This window comes from Paenibacillus algorifonticola (assembly GCF_050481745.1).
In the GTDB taxonomy this organism is placed as follows: domain Bacteria; phylum Bacillota; class Bacilli; order Paenibacillales; family Paenibacillaceae; genus Pristimantibacillus; species Pristimantibacillus algorifonticola_A.
This window is the reverse complement of the sequence record NZ_JBCNGR010000011.1, coordinates 78,961-102,671: the sequence shown is the minus strand read 5'-3', so window position 1 is coordinate 102,671 and position 23,711 is coordinate 78,961. Positions and strand designations below refer to the sequence as shown.

The 23,711-nt window shown below is 48.3% G+C and carries 20 protein-coding genes; 18 read left to right on the top strand and 2 right to left on the bottom strand.

Features of this window, described 5'->3' with window-relative positions; translation table 11 throughout:
- Positions 1-314 precede the first annotated feature (314 nt).
- Positions 315-1,001 (bottom strand): ArsR/SmtB family transcription factor, encoded by a 687-nt coding sequence (locus tag ABEW34_RS13305; protein WP_430159396.1) that lies wholly within the window; start codon positions 999-1,001, stop codon positions 315-317.
- Positions 1,002-1,094: 93 nt separating this feature from the next.
- Between ABEW34_RS13305 and ABEW34_RS13300 the strand changes: the two genes are divergently transcribed.
- The gene (locus ABEW34_RS13300; protein WP_430159394.1) at positions 1,095-1,715 is read left to right on the top strand and encodes a flavin reductase family protein; all 621 of its coding nucleotides are present in this window, start codon (positions 1,095-1,097) and stop codon (positions 1,713-1,715) included.
- 204 nt (positions 1,716-1,919) lie between these two features.
- A complete protein-coding gene (locus ABEW34_RS13295; protein WP_430159392.1) occupies positions 1,920-2,780 on the top strand; it encodes a hypothetical protein in 861 nt (286 codons plus the stop codon).
- 98 nt (positions 2,781-2,878) lie between these two features.
- Here the strand turns inward: ABEW34_RS13295 and ABEW34_RS13290 are convergent, their stop codons facing one another.
- Positions 2,879-3,301, bottom strand: a complete 423-nt coding sequence (locus tag ABEW34_RS13290; RefSeq protein WP_430159389.1) for a VOC family protein — start codon at positions 3,299-3,301, stop codon at positions 2,879-2,881.
- Positions 3,302-3,700: 399 nt separating this feature from the next.
- Between ABEW34_RS13290 and ABEW34_RS13285 the strand changes: the two genes are divergently transcribed.
- The 16 genes from ABEW34_RS13285 (at position 3,701) to ABEW34_RS13210 (ending at position 23,708) form a co-directional block, all read left to right on the top strand.
- Complete coding sequence (locus tag ABEW34_RS13285) at positions 3,701-5,368, top strand: DUF6138 family protein (RefSeq protein WP_430159387.1); 1,668 nt, start codon at positions 3,701-3,703, stop codon at positions 5,366-5,368.
- A gap of 146 nt (positions 5,369-5,514) precedes the next feature.
- Positions 5,515-6,246, top strand: coding sequence for an SMI1/KNR4 family protein (locus ABEW34_RS13280; protein ID WP_430159383.1), 732 nt, complete (start codon positions 5,515-5,517; stop codon positions 6,244-6,246).
- A gap of 19 nt (positions 6,247-6,265) precedes the next feature.
- Positions 6,266-7,243, top strand: a complete 978-nt coding sequence (locus ABEW34_RS13275) for a hypothetical protein (RefSeq protein ID WP_430159380.1) — start codon at positions 6,266-6,268, stop codon at positions 7,241-7,243.
- Positions 7,244-7,528: 285 nt separating this feature from the next.
- The gene (gene gucD, locus ABEW34_RS13270) at positions 7,529-8,980 is read left to right on the top strand and encodes an alpha-ketoglutaric semialdehyde dehydrogenase GucD (RefSeq protein WP_430159377.1); all 1,452 of its coding nucleotides are present in this window, start codon (positions 7,529-7,531) and stop codon (positions 8,978-8,980) included.
- 43 nt (positions 8,981-9,023) lie between these two features.
- Positions 9,024-9,713, top strand: a complete 690-nt coding sequence (locus ABEW34_RS13265; RefSeq protein WP_430159374.1) for a GntR family transcriptional regulator — start codon at positions 9,024-9,026, stop codon at positions 9,711-9,713.
- 71 nt (positions 9,714-9,784) lie between these two features.
- Positions 9,785-10,765, top strand: coding sequence for a dihydrodipicolinate synthase family protein (locus tag ABEW34_RS13260; protein ID WP_430159371.1), 981 nt, complete (start codon positions 9,785-9,787; stop codon positions 10,763-10,765).
- Between the two features lie 257 nt (positions 10,766-11,022).
- Positions 11,023-12,111, top strand: coding sequence for a glycoside hydrolase family 88/105 protein (locus ABEW34_RS13255; RefSeq protein WP_430159368.1), 1,089 nt, complete (start codon positions 11,023-11,025; stop codon positions 12,109-12,111).
- Entirely contained in the window at positions 12,098-13,267 is a 1,170-nt protein-coding gene (locus ABEW34_RS13250; protein ID WP_430159365.1) for a mandelate racemase/muconate lactonizing enzyme family protein, read from the top strand. The genes ABEW34_RS13255 and ABEW34_RS13250 overlap by 14 nt, the downstream gene beginning before the upstream one ends.
- Positions 13,268-13,321: 54 nt before the next feature.
- Positions 13,322-14,878, top strand: coding sequence for an extracellular solute-binding protein (locus ABEW34_RS13245; RefSeq protein ID WP_430159362.1), 1,557 nt, complete (start codon positions 13,322-13,324; stop codon positions 14,876-14,878).
- Between the two features lie 16 nt (positions 14,879-14,894).
- Positions 14,895-15,881, top strand: a complete 987-nt coding sequence (locus ABEW34_RS13240) for an ABC transporter permease (protein ID WP_430159359.1) — start codon at positions 14,895-14,897, stop codon at positions 15,879-15,881.
- A gap of 29 nt (positions 15,882-15,910) precedes the next feature.
- The gene (locus ABEW34_RS13235; RefSeq protein WP_056028386.1) at positions 15,911-16,804 is read left to right on the top strand and encodes a carbohydrate ABC transporter permease; all 894 of its coding nucleotides are present in this window, start codon (positions 15,911-15,913) and stop codon (positions 16,802-16,804) included.
- 302 nt (positions 16,805-17,106) lie between these two features.
- The gene (locus ABEW34_RS13230) at positions 17,107-18,633 is read left to right on the top strand and encodes a response regulator transcription factor (RefSeq protein ID WP_430159356.1); all 1,527 of its coding nucleotides are present in this window, start codon (positions 17,107-17,109) and stop codon (positions 18,631-18,633) included.
- Positions 18,634-18,692: 59 nt separating this feature from the next.
- Positions 18,693-20,456 carry a sensor histidine kinase gene (locus tag ABEW34_RS13225; protein ID WP_430159353.1) on the top strand — a complete coding sequence of 588 codons (1,764 nt, stop codon included), beginning with the start codon at positions 18,693-18,695 and terminating at the stop codon, positions 20,454-20,456.
- 109 nt (positions 20,457-20,565) lie between these two features.
- Entirely contained in the window at positions 20,566-21,942 is a 1,377-nt protein-coding gene (locus tag ABEW34_RS13220) for an ABC transporter substrate-binding protein (protein ID WP_430159350.1), read from the top strand.
- A gap of 126 nt (positions 21,943-22,068) precedes the next feature.
- The gene (locus tag ABEW34_RS13215) at positions 22,069-22,872 is read left to right on the top strand and encodes a carbohydrate ABC transporter permease (protein WP_430159457.1); all 804 of its coding nucleotides are present in this window, start codon (positions 22,069-22,071) and stop codon (positions 22,870-22,872) included.
- 5 nt (positions 22,873-22,877) lie between these two features.
- Entirely contained in the window at positions 22,878-23,708 is an 831-nt protein-coding gene (locus tag ABEW34_RS13210; RefSeq protein ID WP_430159347.1) for a carbohydrate ABC transporter permease, read from the top strand.
- Positions 23,709-23,711 lie beyond the last annotated feature (3 nt).

The following is a 23,711-nucleotide window of genomic DNA, read 5'->3' as shown; positions in this document are numbered from 1 at the left end:
TTGATTTTGATTCTGGTTTTTAGCCTTGGAATCTTAATTGGTTTGTTGCTCATGCCTTGGTTTTCGATGTATGTGTTGATTACGTCTATTGACGCTCCACCCGTTGAAGTAAGCAATAGGAACGTGACCAAAATAGTAAAAAAACATCGGTTGCAGCCGCTTTAAGCGATTGCAGCCTATTTGCTATTCATTATGAGCTTATATTTCTTGAAAATCCAAGAGTTCACCATATCGGTCATCGTATTTTTGCTTATGCGCACAGATGTCTTTTGCTCTTGCAAAACATCTGCTGTTGCTGCGGTTGTCCAATGTTCTCAGATATCCATTGAAAATACTTCTTTAAAGCCTATTTTACCCTCAGGAGTTATTTTTATCGCTCGTGTTTTAGGAAGACGCTGCACCCAATTTAGCTCTAAAAGCCTCTCCAAAAGGGCATTTCCTAATGCTCCAGCAAGGTGGTGACGTCTTTCACTCCAATCCAGACATTTGTTTGAAAATGAGCGGCGTTTGTTCTTAACATTTTCAAAGTCAATTTGAAAATTTGTAAAGAACTTCTTCCCATTCTCAGTAACCGTAAACCCTTCCTTTTTTTCACGCAAAATATCCATTCTAAGCAATGTATTTGTTAATTGCACGCCTAAACTCCCCGCAAGATGATCATAACATGTCCTTGCGTAACGCAGCGCTTTATCTTCTGAAGCTTGTTTGAAAGACTTAATTTCAATTGGTGGAGCGATTGATAATAAGGATTCCATAACCTGGGCGACCTCTTGGTTTTGAATCCCATAGTATCGATGTCTCCCTTGTTTTTCGACGGCAACCACATTCGCATTGACCATTTTTGCTAAATGGAAGCTTGCTGTTTGAGGTTGGATTCCTACCATATATGCTAACTCACTTGCTGCATGAAACCTTCCGTCTAATAAGACAGTTAATATTGCTGCGCGAGAATTCTCACTCACAAGAGAAGCGATTATCGCCACATTCGCATTTGCTTTCATTTTGACCTCCACTTTGTAATCCATACTTCGATGATAATTGAACTACTTATATTATACAATTAGCGAGAACATAGAAATAGGAGGAGAAATACTTTGAATATTACGAAACAGATTCCCGAAATAGAAACGATCAAACCTAAAATTCTTTATTATGGTACTCCTGTGATTTTGCTGAATACATGGAATGAGGATGGAACAGTAAATATTAGCCCTATATCATCATCATGGGCATTGGGAGATTGTATTGTATTTGGAATAGGTCTTGAGGGGAAAGCATTTGAAAATTTAGAACAGCTTCCGGAGTGTGTAATTAATATTCCGAGTCCTTCTCTTTGGGAGAATGTTGAACAACTAGCCCCTTACACAGGGAAAAACCCCGTTCCAGATAATAAGAAAAAATATGGATGTGCCTATCAAAATGACAAATATGCGATTAGTGGATTAACTCCTATTGCGTCTATGTTGGTAAAGCCTACTCGAATTAGGGAATGTCCACTACAAATTGAAGCAAGAGTAAAAAACATTCGAATTCCGGATCATTCCCCTAACTTTGCAATTATTGAATCGCAAGCTGTGCAGGTACATGCACACAAAGAAATAATCATTGAAGGTAATCATATCGATCCTGAAAAATGGAGTCCCCTCATCTATAATTTTCGTCATTATTTCGCTCTAGGTGATCAGCTCGGTAAAACCTTTCGATCTGAAATATAAATAATCAAGTACGGATCAAACGTCTGGCTCACCGCCCAATATTGACTCCATTTATATGATCATATTTTAACAAATTCAATCCGCGTTCTCCTATTGCTAACCTCTTTATTTGCGAATTAATATAAAAAATATGAAAGAATATTCCGATACTATAAATAGAAGAGAATAACTGAAATAAATCAGCGGGATAGGAGTGCATTAAGGATGAAGATTTACAGCTCGACCCAGTACGATTTAAATTTATATACCAATTCGAAACAACAGGCCGATAAACCGGCCTTGGTTACAGGCACGATACCCGGGCTTTCGCATGACACCGATACAATCGAGATCAGCCCGGCCGCCAGACAGTTGGCGCAATCCGATATTGTGAACCATTCGGCTAAATATTTTGGAACTGTTCAAATTAATGATTCGCTCAACCGGGTTCTTAAAGATCAGCCCGCGGAGGTGAAGGAAGCTGTTTACGGCATCATTCAATCCAATATCATTACAGACGTATCTGGAGAAGAGGAAAGAGCAGCCTTATTAGAATTGGGACTTACTCAAGCTAAGTATATCGCGGACAACTATATGAAGGATGATGAAGCGGCGGAATTTATGAATACGATTCGTCAAATCGGCGCGATCTCTCAAACAAGAACGGTAGACCCTGAAACGAATGAATTCCATTACGAAACCCCGCCGCAAAGGCCTATTGGGGCTCCAGACGATTATATTGATTTGAACTACATGATGAAGAAATTCGAGCCGAATACGCTGGACAAGCTGCAAGATGCAATTGTGAACGGAAAAGACTGGAACAGCATCTTGCAAACCTTTGCTAAGAAAGCATCGACAAATACGGATTGGGTGAAGGCATACAGAGAAGAAGCTGCCAAACCGATCGGGGACATTGTCGGCGAGAACAGATTCGAGAAGGCCTCTACTGCCAGCTTGACTGCGTTCATCAATGATATCAAGGACATCACTGCCAATGCCGGATTTGATAATACGGGGTTCATTAAAGACAATATAGAGGCTTTTATGCGAACGTTGGAAAGCACAAGATCCTTTCAGTCTTAATAGTATTGAGTGAAAAAATACCCGCCTGCCGCTGCTTGGAGGATTCCAAACAGGGCAGGCGGGTATTTATATGCAAAGCCTTTAGGGATGAGGCGCGATTAAAATTCTTCGTCGGATTGGTTGATCTGCCAGTGGATGCCGAACTTATCCTTCAGGCTGCCATACCCTTTGGACCAGAAGGTTTCCGCAAGCTCCATCTCGACGGTGCCGCCTTCTTTGAGCTTGTTGAAGACTGACTGCAGTTCTTCAAGGTCCTTGCTGACGACGGAAAGGCTGATGTTCGTGCCTTCAACGAAAGGCATATCTGGGAATACATCAGAAAACATAATTGTGCTGCCCATTATTTTCAGCCGCGTATGCATAACCAAAGGTTTTACTGCTTCCGGCATCTCATACTCCGGATTTGGCGGCGAATCCCCGAATGTCATAATTTCAGGCTTGTCTGTTCCGAAAACCTCTGCATAAAACAATACCGCTTCACGACAGTTGCCATTAAAATTCAAATATGCCTGAACAGCCACTTACGTCACTCCTTCGTAGGTTTGAGTTGGGGTTAAGCTTGGTCAATTACGCTCCTATTGTATCATTAAACCGAGCTTGTTCAAACTTGAAATCTGTGCAGCTAAGCTGAGGGCTTCTTTACCAGCAATTAGGGGAGAAACCGTCCATAAGACTTATTGTTCCCGGCATCTGCCGCGGATAAAATAAGAGGACAAGCTTCGTATGCAGTTGACGCTGGAAGCATGCACCTGAAGATGATCATAGCTGTGCTTAAAAGCCGGGTACCCGCTGCGGGTGCCCTTTCATTTTTTTCCAAAGCGGGCTGTTCAGGTTTAATGAAATCGGGTATTTAATGGATGGGAAACATAACGCTTATTGCTTTAACTTTAAATATGGAAAGTGGAAGGTGAACAGTTGGGATGGAAGCGGCACAACGATCGGCAATAGATGAGATGAAACGAGAGATTCACCAGTGGTTCGATCAATTGGGGAAGCAGGATGCAGCGGATACTGTCAAACGCACGAAGCTGCAAGTAGGCATCTCTGATTATGCGTTAATGGACTGTACGGCGGAGCCCATACAAATTGTAGATCACGATCTGGGATTTGGTTGGCCGGATGCAAAGGATGAGCAGCCTGATCCGCATGCGCTGTTTACGATAGAGCAGATCGAGACGCTCGTCAAGCCACAGCTTGTTGAATTAATTGGGGAACGCTGGGCATTGCTGGCGAATTCACCTGTTACGGATTACCGCTTTACTTTTTGCGGGAAGTTCCGGGCTATGGAAAGCGTCTTCGAGCTCACGCTCGTACAATACGTGAATGAGGCGAAAAAGCAGGAACTGCTGGGACATATTCAAACTTATGCAGCGCAAAAGCTGGATGCCGGCAAATTTCCGACGAAGCCGCTGGATACGTTTTTTCTGGTGCGGCACCTGCTGAGTGAGCAGCTTTTCCCACAGCTGGACGGCGAATGGATCATTGCCAAATTCGAGAAAATTTTAGAGCTCAATAAAACCCGTAAAGACGCGCTCCAAGAACATCGCAGCTACATCATTATGATGCTGAAAGCCTGGGTTGAAGACCAATTTCTGCCGATGCATTTCACGATTGAGGAGGGCGAGGACGGGGGGAAGCAGTATATATTGAAGCCCGTTACTTCTGGCGAGGCCGTACAGCCTGGACAGCTCGCGCTCCTGCTTTATGCAGCTGTCGCTATTCTCCGCTTCGAGCCAAGCTACAGCAAGCCGAAGGGGCTTAGCTTTATCAATTGTGCCCGACAGCTCGGCAGCGACAAAGCAGCACAGCTGCTGGAAGAAGGCAGCGGCGCCTATCCGAAGGAAGATAGCGACTATAGGGATGCGTTTGTACATTGCAAGGCGAATGACGTATTTTCAACGATTACGATCGTCATCAAGCAGGAGGAGCAGCACAGCTACGGACGAGCGGTGTCGTTCATCATTCGATTGCTGCAGCAAGGCTTTCCCAAAAGCTATAAGATCAAGCTTAAATCAAGCGTAAAGCAATATTTGCCGCTGAAAGGGCTGGCCAAATCGGATACACATCGTTTTTTTGCAAATGCACTCGCCTTTGATGAGCTGCATCCGCAGCTGGAGCAATATGCGCGCGAGGCGATGGAGGAGTTCGAATGGTACGGCGATGCGGAGGATGAGAAAAGCTGCATGCCGGGGAGCTATGCTGTTTTCGGCCTGGGCCTAGCCGATCACCGGTATTTTTCGCTAGTCGAGCAGTATATGAAGCTGGTTGATGTGGAGCATCAATCGGTGCAAAATAAATTTACCGCCGAGTTCGCGGCGCGCTATGGCGTTAATGCTGATTCTATCGCAACGCTCGTTGTTTGCATGCTGCATAGCACGGAGGAGCTCAAGCTCAAAATCAAGCCAGCGTTCGAAGAGGAAGCCAATTTGGCGCTGCTGCTGAAGCAGGTGGCGGGGCTGCAAAATGATGAAGTGGAGCATCTCATTTATTTGATCTGGGGCGGGACTGACAAGCTGAAAGCAGCAGCTCGCAAAACGAAGGATACGTGCCAGCCGCTCATGGAGCAGCTGCTGCAAGCCGCCTATTAATACAGGGTGAGCAGCGCATGCAGGAGCGGGAGCAAATGAGCAATGAGCAAATAAGTAAATAAGTAAATAAGTAAATAAGTAAATAAGTAAATAAGTAAATAAGCAAATGAGCTGTGTGAAGCGCTTTTATAAAAGGAGACCTGCCCATGTATATCGTATCGACTAATGGTTCACCTATATCGGCAGCGAAGCTGCATCGGTTGGAACAGGAGCGACAGTTGACACTGCCTGAAGCGTATGTGAGCTTTTTGACTCTTCACGGGCCCGGCACTTATCGAGGCTGGTTTAATATTGAAGTGCCCAATCCCGGCGTGCTTGAGCCGTTTGCCGAGGAGGAGTTTTGGGAGCATGATGATGCCTGTCCGATTACGCAGCAGCAAATTGCCGAATGCGTGTCGATTGGCACGACCATTGATGGCGATTTTCTCGCGGTGCATCCGGTTGTGAAGGGCATCCTCTGGCTGCCGCGGCACTCGGAAATCATTGAGCTGTATGCTGAGGGCGCGAATGAGCATGCCGATTATACGGAGCTTCTGGATCAGATTTATAGCAAAAAGCTGGCTCAGGAAGCGGCAGCTCCGCCTTATTTTGAGCCATGGACACAAACGCGTAAGCATCAATTTTTTCATTTTGCCCCGGATAAGGCCGGATATGAGCTGCCGGAGCTGGCACGTGAGTGCAAGGAAAGCTTCCAGCCGGATTTTCAGATTGAAAATGCCTATACGTGCACTTTGTTTTTGCAGCCTTTAGGCGGATATATTCGGTTTAATTATGCTTACAGGCTGGAGGTTGCCGTTTTCTATGAGGAGGGGCAGGAGCCGTTTTTGCAACAAATAACCGCTTTTTTGGGAGCTCATAATTGTAAATTGTTAACTTAATAGAAAAGGTGGACGCATAATGGAAACATTAAATCGATCCGTCTGGAACGGACTGCCGAGCCAGGAGAAGGAAATCGTCTTGAAAATGCTGCTGGAAAAGCTTCCGAAAGGCTTTGAATATAAAGGATTGGAAACGTTCGAACGTTATGGCAGCAAGGCGGAAACGGGAATCTATGATTATGAGGGCTATAAGTTCGTTTTTGTGCCAGGAGATAAAGCAACACTGGGCTGGGATCGCTGGGAGCAGGGCTTGGATGCTGCAACAGCTGAAGATTTTCAGGAGACGCTCGATGAATTTGGGGTTGAGGATCGGGATGCCTTTATTCGTGATCAAATGTCGCCGGTCCGCGAGGTGGAAATTGGCGCTTTGCTCGTCGAATGCCAGACGCATTCGCTAGGCTGGTACGAGATCGAGCTTGATGACGAGGATTTGGCGGATGACGAGGATTTTCAGGAGGAATTGGAAAAATTCAAGCTGAGCGCCTATTCTGAATATGAGCGTCACCAAAATTTTCGATTCGTACGCGAAGGAGAGGCCATTACCGCTTATTTGTTTAACGATGAGCTGGACGCGGATATCGTCGCTGAGGAAATCGAGCAATCCGGCTTTAGCCTGCCCACGGAGGATGAGTGGGAATTTCTTTACGGTGGCGGCTGCCGGACATTGTATCCTTGGGGCGACAGCTTTGACTATGGTCTGAAGCTCAGGCATTTTGAAGAGCTCACCGAATATGAGAACAGGCCTTATGATCTGGAGCAGCCGAATGCTTTCGGCATTTGCTTCTCGGGTGATCCTTATCAATATGAAATGACGCTGAAGGATGGGGAGTTTTTTCCAAAGGGCGGAGATGGAGGCAGTCTAGTATGCGGCGGAACAGGCCCAGTTGTCGGTTATTTGCCAGCGGCAGCGGTCTATTATCGCGATCCGAATGCGTTTGAGCTAGACTTCGAGGACATTATCAGCAATTTGCGGTTTAGACGTATCATCCGATTGTAATAGGGAGGGCGAGCAGTGTGGGATGGTTTGGATTCTGCTGCGTGCTGATCACCGTTCCTACCGAGGAGATTAGCAAGCTTCAAGCGCTCGCCACGCGTGCAGGCTATCGGATTCATGAATTTGAATAAGGATAGCAATTGTTCGAGCATAGCCGTAAAAAGCTCCTGCCATTTTGCTGGCGGGAGTTTTTTTCGTAAAAGGGGTTGACGATTAAAGAGATTCAATATAATATCTGATATATCAGATATCAAATATAAAGTTGCAGAGGTGAGGCGATTGGTAACCATGTCTACGCATACCGCTTTCAATTACATTGGGGGAGAGTGGATATCTTCCTCGTCGGGCGAAGTAGAAGCGAGCTTGAATCCTTCTGCCAAAGGCGAAATTGTCGGCTGGGTGCAAAGCTCCGGCACTGATGATTTGAATGCAGCAGTGCTGGCCGCGCGAGAAGCACAGCCCATATGGCGCAAGCTGGCGGCTCCGGCAAGAGGCGAATATTTGTTTAAGGCAGCAGCGGCGCTTGAGCGAAGGCTCGATGAAGTTGCTGAAACGATGGCACGCGAGATGGGCAAGACTCTGCCTGAGGCGAAGGGCGAAACGGCAAGAGGCGTGGCGATATTGCGGTATTACGCTGGCGAAGGCATGCGCAAGACAGGCGATGTCATTCCGTCAACGGACAGCGAAGCGCTTATGCTGACAACCCGTGTCCCGCTTGGCGTCGTTGGCGTCATTACGCCGTGGAACTTTCCAATAGCTATTCCACTTTGGAAGATGGCTCCCGCCCTTATTTATGGCAATACGGTTGTGCTAAAGCCAGCTACGGAAACTGCTGTAACCGCTGTCAAATTGATGGAATGCTTGGCAGAAGCGGGTTTTCCAGCCGGGACGGTCAATCTCGTAACGGGCAAAGGCTCCGTCGTTGGTCAAGCGATGGCTGAGCATCCATTCATCCAAGGAATTACGTTCACCGGCTCGAACCAGACGGGAAAACGGATTGGCATGGCGGCGCTCGCCCGGGGAGCGAAATATCAGCTGGAGATGGGCGGCAAAAACCCGCTAATCGTCGCTGCTGACGCTGACCTCGATCAGGCGGTAGAAGCGGCTGTAAACGGCGGCTTCCGCTCAACCGGTCAGAAATGCACGGCTACGAGCCGGGTTATTATTGCAAATGATATTTTCGAGCCGTTTGTGTCGAAGCTGCTGGCACGAACGGAGGAGCTTAAAGTCGGCAGCGCGCTGGCGTCCGATACATGGATGGGGCCTTGCGCCAGCGAGCAGCAATATAATAATGTCGCTTCTTATATTCGCCAAGGCGTAGAGGAAGGTGCGGTGCTGCTGCATGGCGGCGGGAAGCCGGAAGGGCTTGATCAGGAAGGCTATTACATTGAGCCAGCGATTTTTGATCAGGTGGATGCGAGTATGGCGATTGCGCGTGAGGAAATTTTTGGCCCGGTGCTGGCGCTCCTCCGATTTGATACGATAGAGGAAGCGTTAGCGATTGCAAATGATACGGAATTTGGCTTAAGCGCTTCCATATTTACGCAAAATATCGCTCATATGCTATCCTTTATTCAGGACATGGATGCGGGCCTTATTCGAATCAATTCGGAGAGTGCGGGTGTGGAGCTGCAAGCGCCGTTCGGCGGCATGAAGCAGTCAAGCTCGCATTCGCGGGAACAAGGGCAGGCAGCGATAGAATTTTTCACCTCTATCAAAACCGTATTTATTAAATCCTGAGAAACAGGCGCGAGGCCTGCTGCAAAATTAGGGGGCGGTAATGATGAGCATACATGGTCATGAGGAAGATATAGCTTTGCAGACGCGCTCGATTCGCGACGTCATATACGAGAAGCTGAAGGAAGCGATTTTGTCCGAGCAATATAAGGCGGGCCATCATTTGAAGGAACGAGAGCTGGCGAAGCAGTTCGGCATCAGCACAACGCCGCTGAAGGAAGCGCTGCGAAGGCTGGAGCAGGAGGGGCTTGTTACGACAAGTGCCAGACGGGGAACGTTCGTCTCCAGCGACATTATGAATTCGGTTGAAGAAATCAACTGGGCGCGATCGGCTCTGGAGGGTGTAGCCGCAAGGCTCGCGGCGCTCAAAATAACGGACGAGGAAGCCAGCGTGCTAACGGAAACAACGGAGCAAATGCGCATTTATACCGAAGCGAAAAATACAGAGCAGCTCATTGCGCTTAATGGCCATTTTCACAAATTGATCCGAACCTATGCGAAAAATAATTATATTTTTCAACAGATTGAAGCGATTCATTCCTTTGACCGTTCCTTCCGTAAAAAGGCGCTGTCGCATGAGGATGAGCTAGAGCGGGGCTTTCAGGAGCATTATGCCATCTATCAGGCCATTGTGGCGAAAGATGCTGATCTTGCCGAGAAGCTGATGATCGGGCATATTCGCCGGACGATTGAGTTTGTGAAGGAAAGCAAGGCAGCCTCGAAAGCGAAGGGCTAGCATGCTGGGAGTAGACGGGACAGACACCAAGCATTAGCAACAACAGCTTAGGCAGCGGGCGGAATGAAACGATGGCTGGCCTTTATTCCGCAGGCAAACCGCTGGAGCAAACAACAGAAGATGAAGAGAAGGGAGATGCTGAGACGATGCACGATGGCATTAAAGCTAAACTAAGAGGCATCAATGCGATTAATGTGACACCGTTTGATGGACAGCTCGGCATTGATTGGACATCGCTGCAAGGCAACATTCGCTATTTGCTTGACCAAGGCATTCAAGCGATATATCCCTGCGGCAACACAGGCGAATTTTATGCGCTGAGCGTGGAGGAGGCTAAGGAGGTTACGCGTTTTGTGACAGACACCGTTAACCACGAAAGTTTGGTCATTGCCGGGGTGGGCTATGATGCGAATACAGCTTCCGAGCTAGCCCTACATGCGGAAAAATGCGGCGCTGACGGCATTATGGTGCATCAGCCGGTTCATCCCTATTTGCTGGCGCAGGGCGTAGTCGATTATTATAAGCAAATCGCGGCCGCAACCTCGCTGCCCATGGTGCTTTATATACGCAGTGAGCAAATTACGCATGAGGCGATTGTACAGGCTGCCGCCATACCGAATGTTGTGGGCATCAAATATGCGATTAATCATCCGCCATCCTTTAGCCGCGCTGTACAAGCTGTGGAGGACGACATCGTGTGGATATGCGGCACGGCTGAAATGTGGGCGCCGACGTTTTATGCGGCCGGGGCGAAGGGCTTTACGTCGGGAATGGTCAATGTGGATACCCAAAGATCGTTTGCGATGCTGGAGGCGCTGAAAGCAGGAAACTATGAGCGAGCGATGGAAATTTGGCGCGAGGTGCTTCCATTCGAGCAGCTGCGGGAAAGCCATCGAAATGGCAATAATGTAAGCGTAGTCAAGGAAGCGATGTACCAGCTGGGGCTGATCGCAACGAGAGCGGTGCGCCCGCCTATCAGCACATTAACGAGCAAGGAATGTGAAGAGGTAGCAGGCATGCTGAGGGAATGGGGCTTGCTGCAGCCCGTATAGGGGCAATTCCTTTTATAAAAATATAGGGAGTATATGATTTTCCCATCTCCTCTCTATATTTCTCGGACTGAAACGCGCCGCGCCGCCAAAAGACGGCGACAGCTGTTTCACCTTGAAATATAGGAAAGTATATGAATTTTTCATCCTTTCTCTATATTTCTCGGACTGAAACGCGCAGCGCCACTAAAAGACGGCGACAGCCGTTTCACCTCATGTAAGCGCATTAAATGGATTTTAATCAAAAAGGAGGAAGTTAAATGGCGGAGCAAAACAGATCAGAACGGCAATTGCTGCTAAGTCGAACCGCTGAGCGGACGCTGGCGCTGAGCCATACCTTTTCGGATGAACCCGGAGGCATACGCTGGCGGCGCTGGGATTGGAGCATCGGGGTTGCCTTCTATGGGGTAGTGAAGGCAGGAGAGGCAGCGGGAGATGCACCCTATGACCTGATGCTGAAAGGCTGGATTGATGGGCGAATCAAAGCGCATTTTGAGAAGGTTTGCGTAAACTCCAACTCGCTGCTGCTGACGATGCTGCATTTGCGGGATCAGGACGATGAGGGACAATATGCGAGTTTTTTTCAGACATTTGACGATTATTTGCTGAATAGCGGGCCGCGCACCGATTCAGGAGCTCTGGAGCATACAGTGCTGGACAATGACTGGTCGGATCAGGTATGGGCCGATACGCTGTTTATGAGCTTGCTTTATATGGCGCAGCGGGGAGCAATCCTCCATGATGAGCGGTTCAGGCTGGAAGCCGGAAGACAGCTCGCTCTGCATTGCAAGCTGCTGTTCGACCCTGAAGAGAAGCTATTTTATCATGGCTGGAACGATAAGCAGCGGAAGTGGATCGGCGTTCATTGGGGCCGAGGCAATGCGTGGATGACGGCGGGCATCGTTGATATTTTGGAGCTGCTGCCGTCCGAGTTTGCGGAGCGGGAGGCGATTTTGGAAACGCTCCATGCGCAAGTAAAGAGGCTAGCCGAGCTGCAAGAGGCTTCAGGGCTGTGGAGAACGGTGCTGAACCGGAAGGACACGTATACGGAAACGTCCGCTACCGCTGGCATTGCTTATGGCTTGCTGAAAGGGATCAGGCTCGGCCTTATTTCGGAGCAGTACCGCGAGGTGGCGGAGCGGGCGCTTGATGCAGTAGTGGCAAGCATTGATGAAGAAGGTTATGTAACAGGCGGTTCGTCAGGTACTCCTGTGAAGGCGGATGCGGAAGCCTATAATCAAATCCCGTATGAAATTACGCCGTTTACGCAAGGCTTGGCATTGCTTGCCCTACATGAAGGGCTACAGCCTAACAATAAAGGGAGTGTTTCGATTCATGAAGCTGTCTGATCTGCGCTTAACCGTCGTTGGCGTGCCGCGTTCTACCGGCTTTGTCAGCAAGCATGTCATAGTAGAGCTAATGACCGATGAGGGCTTGACGGGCATCGGCGAAATGTCGGACTTTTCCCATCTTCCTTATTATTCGATTGATTTGAATGACCTGGCGACAGTGCTCAAGGGCATCCTGATCGGACAAAATCCCTTCCAGCTGTCGCGCATCAATATGGAGCTGAAAAGCCATTTTCCCGAAGCCAACTTTTATTATGAGAAAGGCAATTTTATCCGCAATGGCATTGATGCCGCGCTGCATGATTTGTGCGCGAAGGCACTGAATAAGTCGGTGTCTGAATTTATGGGCGGGGCTATTCAGGACAAAATTAAAGTATGCTTTCCGATCTTCCGACACCGGTTTATGGAGGAGGTTGAAGAAAATATCGCTGTCGTCCGCGAGCGGCTGGCACAGGGGTTTGACGTATTCCGGCTGTATGTCGGCAAAAACCTTGATGCGGATGAGGCGTTTCTGGACGGGGTCCAGCGCGAGTTCGGCTCACGGGTGAAAATTAAATCGCTTGATTTCAGCCATTTGCTGGACTGGAAGGCATCGCTTAAGGCGATACGCCGCTTATCTGCTTATGACTTTGAAATGGTCGAGAGCCCGGCTCCGCAAAATGATTTCGAAGGGCTGCGGCAAGTTCGCATGAAATCGGATTATCCCGTGAGCGAGCATGTGTGGAGCTTCCGCCAGCAGCATGAGATGCTGCGGCAGGACAGCGTAGATATTTTCAATATTTCGCCGATTTTCATTGGCGGCCTGACCTCTGCCCGGAAAGCGGCAGCTGCCGCGGAAGTTGCAGGCAAAGGCTGTCTGCTGGGCACGACGCAGGAGCTGTCGATCGGCACAGCCGCCATGGCACATCTCGGAAGCACGCTCGTCAACCTGAATTATACGTCGGACCCGACGGGACCGGAGCTATATGTCGGCGATGTGGTCAAGGAGTCGGTTCGTTACGAGGAAGGTTATCTGATCGTGCCAGGTGCTGACAAGCCAGGGCTTGGGATGGAGCTGGACCCGGATAAAATCGAGCAATACCGAGTGCCGGATTTAAGCTGGGGAGCGCTATCCGTCCATCAGCTGCAGGATCGCACGTCGCAAACGAAGCAGTAAAAGGTTGTAAAGAGCAGCAGTGGCAAGCATTCCTATTAAAAGGGGAGACGACTCATGAAAAGCAAGCCGATTCAGCCTTTAGCAAGCAGCAGCAAGCGGTGGGTGAACCTCATCTGCTCCGGCGTATTGACGCTGGGGCTCGCCGCGGGCTGTGCGGGAACAGGAGAGAAAGCAGGCAGCAGCGGGGGAAATACCGGGGAGAATGCAGGTGTGGGCAAGCCATATAAGCTGTCGATTGCGCTGCGCCAAGTGGGCGATATTCCAGCGAAGGGCAATGAGGTGGAGCAGGCGATTGAAAAGTATACGAATACGGAGCTTGCGATTCAGTGGATTCCGCAAGCAGCGTTCGATGATAAAATCAACGTGATGATTGCTTCCAATGAGCTTCCGCAAATTTTAAAGGTCAACTATGTGCCAAACGTAATGAATGCCGCGCGCAACGGCTTGTTTTGGGAGCTGGGGCCGTATTTGAAGGATTATCCGAATCTGGCGGCGCAGGATCAGCGCTACTATGACAATATAAAAATCGACGGCAAGCTGTTCGGCATCCCGAACTACCGCGACATTGGCCGGGCAGCCGTCGTCTACCGCAAAGATTGGTTTGATAAATCCGGGCTATCACTGCCCGCAACGATGGATGATTGGTATAACGTTATGAAAGCGTTTTCTGAAAGTGATCCAGATGGCAATGGCAAGCAGGATTCTTATGGCACGATGCTGTTTAAAAATTACAACGCCGGAACGCAGCCCGTCATTACGAGGCTGGCGGTCAGCATTGGCGGCGTCAATCGCTGGGGTGAGGACAATGGCAAATTCACGCCGGAGTTTAAGACACAGCCATATATGGAGGTGCTCCAGCTGTTCCGCAAGCTGTATGCAGACAAGCTGATTAATCAGGATTTTGCCGTCTACGATGTAACGGAGCTGGATAAGGCGATGTATGACGGCAGGGTCGGCATGCGGTTGAATGTGTCGGCGCAAAATGTACAGAGCTACTCTGTCGCCATGAAGGAAACGATTCCGACGGCAGAATGGGATATTGCGCCGTTCGCTGGGCCAGATGGTCCGCGCATCGCAGGCGAGCCGGGCAACTTTGGATTTTTGGCGATTCCCAAATCGGCAGTCAAGGATGAGGCGGAGCTGAAGCGCGTGCTGACCTTCCTCGACAAGCTGATGGATGAGCCGATGTCCACGCTGCAAATGCGCGGCATTGAAGGCAAGCATTATGAGGTCGTGGATGGCACTAAAACGAAGTTTACGGATTTTGCGTTGTTCCAGCGGGAGGTCAAGCCTTATCGTGACGGACTGCTTAACATCGAAGGCTACAATGTCCCGGAAATTGATGATACGCCAATTGCTCTAAAAGGCACAAAAATGGCGAGGGATAACGTTCAATATGCGGTGCCGAATCCCGCGCTGACGCTCAATTCGCCAACCTATAATGAACGTGGAGTAGAGCTTGATCTCATTATTCGCGATGCGGAAACGAAATATATTATGGGCCAAATTGACGGTGCAGGCTTTCAGGCGGAAGTAGACAAATGGGCGAAGGCTGGCGGCGATGCAGTCGTGAAGGAATATGAGTCGTCCTTCGTAGAGCTTGGAGGCTAACAAGGGAGGGACGCGCATGAACGCACAAATCCGCACGACGGGCAGCAGCAGTAGCAGGCCAGGCGGATCAACGCTTGGCAAGGAGCGGGTAAGCAGACGCAGCGAGTGGCTGCGGGAGCTGATCAAGGATAAATGGATGTATGCGATGCTGCTTCCAGGCGTACTATTTTTCATCATTTTCAAATATGTCCCGATGTACGGCGTCATTATCGCGTTTCAGGATTATCAACCCTATCAGGGTGTAATGGGGAGCAGCTGGGCGGGACTTAAGCATTTCGAGCGATTTTTCTCGGAGCCGCAGTTTTGGCAGCTGTTCCGCAATACGCTGCTGCTGGCGATTTACAACATCGTCTTTTTCTTTCCGCTGCCGATTGTGCTTGCATTGATGCTGAATGAAGTACGGGTCGAGCGGTTCAAGCGGTTTGTGCAGACGATGATTTATATTCCCCATTTCGTCTCCTGGGTCGTCGTCGTAGGGGTATTCTACATTATCCTGACGACGGAAGGCGGCATTATCAATGAAATGCTGTTTGCGCTGACCGGGCATAAAATTGCCTTCTTGCTGGAGCCGAGCTGGTTCCGAACGATTATTATGTCACAGTCGATCTGGAAGGAAGTAGGCTGGGGCACGATTATTTTTCTCGCAGCGCTGTCGGGCGTTGATGTGCAGCTGTATGAAGCAGCGCGGATTGACGGAGCCAATCGGCTAAGACAGTTGTGGCATATTACACTGCCGGCCATTCGCAGCACCATCGTTATTTTGCTTATTTTGCGGCTTGGCACGTTTCTCGATTCCGGGTTCGAGCATATTTTCCTCATGCTTGCTCCGACGAACCGCGATGTAGGCGAAGTATTCGACACGTATGTGTACGTGAAAGGCTTGACGCAGGCCCAGTACAGCTACAGCGCGGCAGTTGGCTTGTTCAAATCCTTTATCGGCCTCATTCTGGTGCTGGGAGCCAACTGGATGGCCAAGAAGTTTGGGCAGGAAGGGGTTTACTAGCGCCATTATGAGAACAGGAGGAGAGGACAATGAGTCAGGATCAGTCTTATGTTCGCGTTGACAATACGCTGGGCAATAAATTGTTTGACGGCGCCAATTTCATCGTGCTGACGATTATTGCTTTGGTGACGGTACTGCCGTTCATTTATATTTTGGCTGTATCTTTTACGAGTCCAGAGGAGGCGGCAAAAGGGGGCTTTATTCTTTTTCCGAAGTCGTTCTCGCTGTCGGCTTATCAATATATTTTCTCGACCGATACGCTAATGCGCAGCCTGCTCGTCTCGATTTATGTGACGACGCTCGGCACGGCCATCAATCTGCTATTGACCTGCCTGATGGCTTATCCGCTTGCAAAGCAGACGCTGCGCGGGCGGCAGCCGATTTTAATGGCGGTGCTGTTCACGATGCTGTTCAGCGGCGGGCTCATTCCGACTTATTTTGTCGTAAGCGGCATGGGGCTGACGAATACGCTGTGGTCGCTGATGATCCCGAATGCCATAAGCGCGTTTAATCTCATTGTGCTGAAAAACTTTTTTCAGCAAATCCCTGATGGACTAGAGGATTCCGCGCGAATTGATGGCTGTACCGACGTCGGTGTGCTGTTCCGCATTGTCATTCCGCTATCGATGCCTGCCATTGCAACGTTCGGCATGTTTTATGCGGTATCGCATTGGAACCAGTTTTTCAGCGCCATCATTTATATTAACGACAGCGATAAGTGGCCGGTACAGGTGCTGCTGCGGGAAATTGTCATTTTGGCGCAAAGCCGCATTGGCGATACCGGATTCGATGAAACGGCGATTCAGCCGCAAACGATTCGGATGGCGGTCATCGTATTTGCGACGATTCCGATTTTGCTCGTGTATCCGTTTTTGCAAAAGCATTTTGCCAAAGGTGTTATGCTCGGGTCGGTAAAAGGATAAGGGCGAGCAGGCAGTCAGCAACGCATGTGTTCAATCAATCAGCTAAAGCAGCGGCAAGGCAGCCGCATCTTCGTCCCGCCGAGTGGGATAAGGTGCGCAGCCTTTGCCGCTGTTTGCTGTTTGCATACTTGGGCAATGGGATACCAATAAACGCAATTGGTTGAAAAAATGAAAGTATTGCTTCTGAATCTTTATTGTAATTATTAAGATTGTATATAGAATAGGACGTGTAAACGATAACAGCTAGAAACATCCCATTGATATTGCTAAAGAAAAGCTATTGAAATGAAGGGGGATGGAAGATGTTGAACGTTTTAGTAGTTGATGATGAACCGAAGCACAGAAGAGGGCTATCCCGGATGCTTAAAAATTTGCGGCCGGAATATACCATTTATGATGCAATGGATGGCGCTGACGCCTTGCAGAGCATGAGCAATCATCCGATTGATTTGGTATTTACAGATATTCAGATGCCGATTATGGATGGCCTCCAATTTATGGAGCGTCTCATCGAACGCGGGGGAAGCGAAAGCATTATTATAATGAGCGCTTATTCGGACTTTGAATACGCGCAGCGCGCCCTGCAATTGGGGGCTAACGATTATTTGCTGAAGCCGGTTGAGGAACAAAAAATCGTTCAGCTGCTTGCGAAAACGGAGCTTAAAATGCACGCCATACGCCTCGCTTCTATGGAAGCTTCCCTTGCCGAATTGTTTGAAGGATCACCGGATGCAGACGATTATCAGCGGCTTGAAAGATCCTTTCCAGCTGTTAAGCAGGGGATGGTGATGGCTGCGGTGCTGAATGTGAAAACAGGGACAGGCGATCTTAAATGGATGCAAAATGAGCTCAAAGCGAGGCTGGAGGCAGCCTTGAAGGCGCAAAAATTTCCCTTTGCTTTCTATATGTCCGATAAGGCGCTTTATACCTTGATTATTAGCGAGGAAAACGGAGCCATCGTCACCCCTGAATGGGAAGCAAGGCTGCGGATGATTATTCGCCACTTCTCGGCTGAGCATGGAGCCGAATTAACGTTTGGATTAGGTTGTTGCTTCACCAAGTGGGAGAATGAAGCCAGAAAATCTTTTAAACAAGCTAGTCTCGCCCTGCAAACGAGATTTTACAAAGGCGGAGGCATTGTGCTCGAAGCGGACCAAATAAATGACAGCGGGCATCAGGCGCTGCTCAAGCTTGATGTGCGTTTTTTGACAGACGCCGTTGTTGCGGGCGATAAGGCTGGCATTCAAGCTTATCTGGATGCGACGATGAATCAGGCGACCGCAAGCGGCTTCCCCCAGCCTGAAAAGCTGGTATATGCCATCGCTGCTGCTATCCATCATTTAACCTCCTGCTTATTGGAAAAAGGGCTGCTTGCTATTAATAGTGCTGCATTTGAGGAAGCGCTGCTGCAATGCCATACCATCGAGCAATTAAAAAATACGGCCCAGGCATGGATTTTCGAGTTGGCCGATGGTTTGGATAATCGAACTGCATCCTGTCGAAATGAAGCGATTATTGATGCCTGCAAAGCCTACATTGAAAACCACTATAACGAAGAATTATCCCTCAGTATGATCGCTGCGAAATTTCACTTTAATGCTTCCTACTTTTGCTTGTTATTCAAAACGCATACTCATACGACGATCAACCAATATATTATGCAAACGAGAATGAAGGCTGCAGCCGGGCAATTATTGCAAACCTCGCAAAAGGTATACCAAATTGCCGAAAACGTTGGCTATAAGGATGTAAAATATTTCATAAGGCTGTTCCGCAAGGAGTATGGCAGCAGCCCAGAGGAATACCGTCATTTATCTGCTACTCGCTAAAGGAGGGGCTTAGCCTGCGGACGCCTTATTTTTTACATCGCTTTCAAAAGCATTTTAGCTTGCGCTCCAAGCTTTTGCTGACCTATGCCTTAATCGTCACGCTGCCGCTCGTCATATTGAGCTCAAAATATTTTTATTCCAGTAGGGAATTTGTTGCGGATTTTGCCCGGCAAAACCTCTATTCAATCGTAAAGCAAAACAATGAAATCATTGATGAAGAGCTATCACGGGTGGAAGAAAGCAGTCTGGCCATGTTCGCCGATCAGGTGCTGTATGACCAATACCTGCATGCGGACCCTACGGACGAATACAGCATGATTACGATGGAGAAAAAAGTGAATCAAGTCCTCAGCAAATACTTTCTCGACTTAAATCAAATCTACTCGATTCATTTGATGACGAGTTATGCAAATATCGGCACGTCTACTTTTATTCCGTATCAGGATTTTAATAAGACCGCTTTATATCAAAGGGCATGGGCAGTAAACGGGGGGATGGCATGGGTGCCGACGTTTTCGTTCGATCGGATGTTTGACCGGAAAACGAGCCAAGTGAGGCCGCCAGAATATGCCCATCTATTGTCGGGTGTACGCCTGATCAAGTTGTTTCAAATTAATAATAGCGAAGTGATCGAGCTGCAAGGGAAGGCTGAGCTGCCGGTGCTGGTCGTGACCTATAATCCTGAGATGTACGGCGCACATTTGTCGGGAGCACTTCCTGCTGATGGCGCTTCTTATTTTATTTTGAGTCCGGAGGGCGAGCTCATATCTGGCACGGATATGTTTAAAGAAGCCCGTCTCGGCAAGCCCGCATGGCTCGATGAGATCGCAGCGATGAAAAGCGGCACGATAACCGTTATGCAGGATGGAAAGCCATTAATCGTTTGCTTTGATACGTCTAAAGTAACGGGGTGGATATCGGGCATTACGATTTCCCCGGGCAAGCTAATGGCCTCTTTTTTGCCGGAAATTAAATCCTATACGCTGTACCTGGCTGTATTTCTGCTTATCGTATCGCTTCTGCTGGCTTATATATTCGCGAGTTCCATTACGAAGCCTATTCATCAGCTGCTGAAAGCGATAAAAAAGACAGGAGAGGGCGAATTCGACACCCGAATTCCCGTCGAATCCTATAATGAAATGGGCTATCTGATCCATAAATACAATCAAATGAATGTAAAAATTAATCGATTAATTGAAGAGAATTACATCGTCAAGCTAAGGGAGAAAGAAACGCAAATTATGTCGCTGAATATACAGCTAAACCCTCATTTTTTGTATAACACCTTAAACATTATGAATTGGACCGCTTTGGAAAATAATCAGAAGGAACTAAGCAGCATGATCGTCAGCTTATCTGCGATGCTGCAGTACACATCTGCAAATAGCCAGGACATAGGCGATTTCAATGATGATTTAAATTGGCTCAAGCATTATATTTTTATCACGGATCAACGTTTTGAAGGGAAATTTGCCGTTACCTATGACATTGCTCCCGAGCTTTATACATACACGGTGCCTAAGCTTTTTTTGCAGCCCTTTGTTGAAAATGCCATTGTGCATGGCTTTGCCCATATTCATTGCGGCGGGCTTATTCACATTCGCGGCTGGCTGGAGGACAAGCAGCGCTGCTTCACGGTCGAAGATAACGGCATCGGCATTCCAGAGAGCCAAATTGCGTCTTTGACCGAAACGGAAAGCAGCTCGATCGGCATTCAAAATGTCGACAAACGAATAAAGCTTATCTACGGAGATTCCTATGGCGTTACCATTCATTCCCAGCCTCAACAGGGCACAGTGGTGAAAATTCATTTGCCTATATAGAAAAAGCGAAGATCCTCCACCAATACAAAAATGTTCGAATTCTTTTTATAGCGGCTCTTATTTACAATAAAACTATAAACCATTTGTAAATAGGATGGAGGGCGAGCCAATGAAGAAAGCTAAACGTTTAACCGCATTAGCTTTGTCGGCAGTTTTCACCATGACAGTCATACTGACAGCCTGCTCCAGCGATGAAGGGTCTCCTGAAAATCAATCCGGCGTAAAACCACCGAAAGACGGCGAGCAGGTTACGCTTAAATTTTCCTTTTGGGGCGATACGATCGAGAAGAAGACGGTTACGGAGGCGCTTAAGCGTTTTGAGCAAGAAACGGGCATCATCGTTGAGCCTATGCATGTGCCATCGGATTATTTGACGAAGCTGACGACAATGGTAGCCGGAAATGTGGCACCGGATCTCGGTTATTTGTCTTCTGGCGCGGCGCTCACCTGGGCAGAGGATGGAAAGCTGCTCAATCTCACCCCGCTCATTGAAGGCGATCCCGATTTTAAGAAGGAAGATTATTTAGATCAAATTTGGTATGACTACGCGCCTGGCAAGACAATCGGAATGAGCACAGCAGTAGAAGGCTATGGGCTCATGTACAACAAGGATATGCTGCTGGACGCCGGTGTGGAGCTGCCTCCGACAGAAGCAGGCAAGGCATGGGATTGGGATACGTTTATCGAATATTCAAAAAAATTAACGCTGGATGACACGGGGAAAAATGCGCTGGACCCTGCCTTTAATCCAAATAAAATCAAACAGTACGGCTTTCAATATGATCCTTACAACATGATGGCAGCGGTTGTGTCCAATGGCGGCAACTTCTTGACGGAAGATGGCAAGGGCTTTGGACTCGTGGAGCCGGAAGCGATCGAAGCGATTCAAAAGCTTGCTGACCTAATGTATGTACACCATGTTTCACCTACCCCGCTTCAAACGAAAAGCCTTCCCGATATGGCGCTGCAGACGAAAAAAGTCGCCATGACCGTATCTGGAAACTGGGCTCTGCAAGCATTCGCCGAACAGGACTTTAATCTAGGCGTAGGCGTTCTTCCCAAATTAAAAGATAGCAATACGCTGCTGGATGGCGCACCAACGGTCATATTCAGCTCAACCAAACATCCTGCGGAAGCGTGGCTGCTTTATAAATATATGGCTGATCCGGAATCGGTGCTGCCGCTGATCGCAGGTGGGTTATGGATGCCGCTCAAAAAAGCGTGGTATACCGATCCAGAGCTGATCAGCAAATGGGCGTCAGGAAACAAGGCGCATCCAGAGGGCTATACCGAATCCTTTATGAAGCAAACGCTGGAGAATGGCATACGGACGCCTGGCTTTGAGGTGAAAAATCTAGCTAAAATCAATGCGCTTGTCACACCTGCCCTTGATTTGGTATGGACGGGCAAGGAAACGGCCGAGCAAGCGTTAAAAGGGGTTGAACCTAAAGTGGAGCCGCTGATTCAGGGCTATTACGGAAGGTAGCCAGGGGGATAGCCATCCGCCCGGAGAGGAGGTTTTTTTATCACTCGTAAACGCCGTATTGCGCTTGCCGGCATCCTGTTTGCCTTGCCCAGCATTTTGGGCCTGCTCACTTTCACCATTTTGCCGATGCTATCGAGCTTATTGCTAAGCTTCACGGATTATCGCATTGTGAATACGCCGAAATTTATCGGGTTCGACAATTATACGAGGCTTTTTGATGGCACGGATCAATATTTTTACAACTCTTTAGCGGTTACTTTTAAGTACGTGATTTTAAGAGTTCCTCTCGGGCTTATGTTTTCCTTTATCGTCGCCTTTTTGCTTAATATGGAGTTTATTCGCGGCAAGTCGATTTTTCGAACGATCTTTTATTTGCCCGTTATTGTGCCTGCTGTCGCTTCTTCCATGATTTGGATTTGGTTGTTCAGTCCGGACTTGGGCCTATTCAACAGCTTTCTGGAAGTGCTGGGTCTCCCAACTTTAAACTGGCTTTATTCAGAGGAGACGGTCGTTCCTTCTATTGTTCTTATGAGCCTGTGGGGGATGGGGAGCACGATCATCATTTTTCTGGCGGGCTTGCAAGGTGTGCCGAGATCGTTGTACGAGGCGGCTATCGTCGATGGTGCAGGCGCCATGCGCAAATTTCTGCACATTACGATACCGATGATGACACCGATTATTTTCTTTAATTTGATTATGGGGTCGATTGGCGCCTTTCAGGTGTTCACCGAAGCGCTCATTATGACACAGGGCGGACCAAACAATGCGAGCTTGTTCTATAACTATTACATTTATCGGGAGGCGTTTTTATTTGGGGAAATGGGGCATGCTTCGGCGATTGCCTGGATTCTCTTTATCATCATCCTCATTGTAACGGCGATTTTTTTCCGGACTTCGAAATCATGGGTATTTTATGAAAGCGAGGTGTAGCCCATATGCTGAGAAGCCGCCGAATCTCGCAAATAACCGTCTATTTTTTCCTGCTCCTAGGAGCCGCTTTTTGCCTGCTGCCGCTGTTCTGGCTTATACGCAGCTCGCTCATGACGTCGTTGCAAATTTTTGAAATGCCGCCCAAGTGGATTCCTTCCCCGTTTCAATTTCAAAACTATGTGGAGGCGCTGACATCGATCGATTTCTTTCGCTTTTTCCGAAATACGCTGACTATTACGGTGAGCTGCTTGGCAGGAGCGCTGATCAGCAGCTCGCTTGGCGCGTATAGCTATGCCCGACTGAGCTGGCCGGGGAGAAATATTTTTTTCTCCCTTCTGTTAGCCAGCATGATGCTGCCCAGTGCAGTCACCTTGATTCCAACCTTTATTGGCTGGCGATTGGTAGATCTCATTAATACGTATTTTCCGCTTATTATGCCGGTCTGGTTTGGCTCAGCGTTTGATATTTTTCTGCTTAGACAGTTTTATTCGAGCATTCCAAAAGATTTGGATGAAGCGGCGTATGTCGATGGAGCGGGCCCCTGGACTATTTTTTACCGCATCATTATCCCTTTGTCTAAGCCGGCTTTAATCGTCATTGGATTGTTTTCGTTTATGAATTCCTGGAATGATTTTATGGGGCCGCTCGTTTATTTGAATGAGGAAAGCAAATTTACGATGGCGCTCGGCCTCCAAATGTTTCAGTCGCTTCACAGTGCGCAGTGGCATTTGCTAATGGCCGCTTCCACCTTTGTCATTATGCCTGTCATCATCGTGTTTTTTATAGGGCAGCGTTATTTTATTGAAGGCATTACGTTAACTGGTATGAAAGGGTGATAA

Coding starts and splice junctions, on each gene's coding strand:
- ABEW34_RS13305 (WP_430159396.1), bottom strand. CDS start 1,001: ATGAAAGCAAATGCGAATGTGGCGATAATCGCTTCTCTTGTGAGTGAG.
- ABEW34_RS13295 (WP_430159392.1), top strand. CDS start 1,920: ATGAAGATTTACAGCTCGACCCAGTACGATTTAAATTTATATACCAAT.
- ABEW34_RS13285 (WP_430159387.1), top strand. CDS start 3,701: ATGGAAGCGGCACAACGATCGGCAATAGATGAGATGAAACGAGAGATT.
- ABEW34_RS13280 (WP_430159383.1), top strand. CDS start 5,515: ATGTATATCGTATCGACTAATGGTTCACCTATATCGGCAGCGAAGCTG.
- ABEW34_RS13275 (WP_430159380.1), top strand. CDS start 6,266: ATGGAAACATTAAATCGATCCGTCTGGAACGGACTGCCGAGCCAGGAG.
- gucD (WP_430159377.1), top strand. CDS start 7,529: ATGTCTACGCATACCGCTTTCAATTACATTGGGGGAGAGTGGATATCT.
- ABEW34_RS13265 (WP_430159374.1), top strand. CDS start 9,024: ATGAGCATACATGGTCATGAGGAAGATATAGCTTTGCAGACGCGCTCG.
- ABEW34_RS13260 (WP_430159371.1), top strand. CDS start 9,785: ATGGCTGGCCTTTATTCCGCAGGCAAACCGCTGGAGCAAACAACAGAA.
- ABEW34_RS13255 (WP_430159368.1), top strand. CDS start 11,023: ATGGCGGAGCAAAACAGATCAGAACGGCAATTGCTGCTAAGTCGAACC.
- ABEW34_RS13250 (WP_430159365.1), top strand. CDS start 12,098: ATGAAGCTGTCTGATCTGCGCTTAACCGTCGTTGGCGTGCCGCGTTCT.
- ABEW34_RS13245 (WP_430159362.1), top strand. CDS start 13,322: ATGAAAAGCAAGCCGATTCAGCCTTTAGCAAGCAGCAGCAAGCGGTGG.
- ABEW34_RS13240 (WP_430159359.1), top strand. CDS start 14,895: ATGAACGCACAAATCCGCACGACGGGCAGCAGCAGTAGCAGGCCAGGC.
- ABEW34_RS13235 (WP_056028386.1), top strand. CDS start 15,911: ATGAGTCAGGATCAGTCTTATGTTCGCGTTGACAATACGCTGGGCAAT.
- ABEW34_RS13230 (WP_430159356.1), top strand. CDS start 17,107: ATGTTGAACGTTTTAGTAGTTGATGATGAACCGAAGCACAGAAGAGGG.
- ABEW34_RS13220 (WP_430159350.1), top strand. CDS start 20,566: ATGAAGAAAGCTAAACGTTTAACCGCATTAGCTTTGTCGGCAGTTTTC.
- ABEW34_RS13215 (WP_430159457.1), top strand. CDS start 22,069: ATGCTATCGAGCTTATTGCTAAGCTTCACGGATTATCGCATTGTGAAT.
- ABEW34_RS13210 (WP_430159347.1), top strand. CDS start 22,878: ATGCTGAGAAGCCGCCGAATCTCGCAAATAACCGTCTATTTTTTCCTG.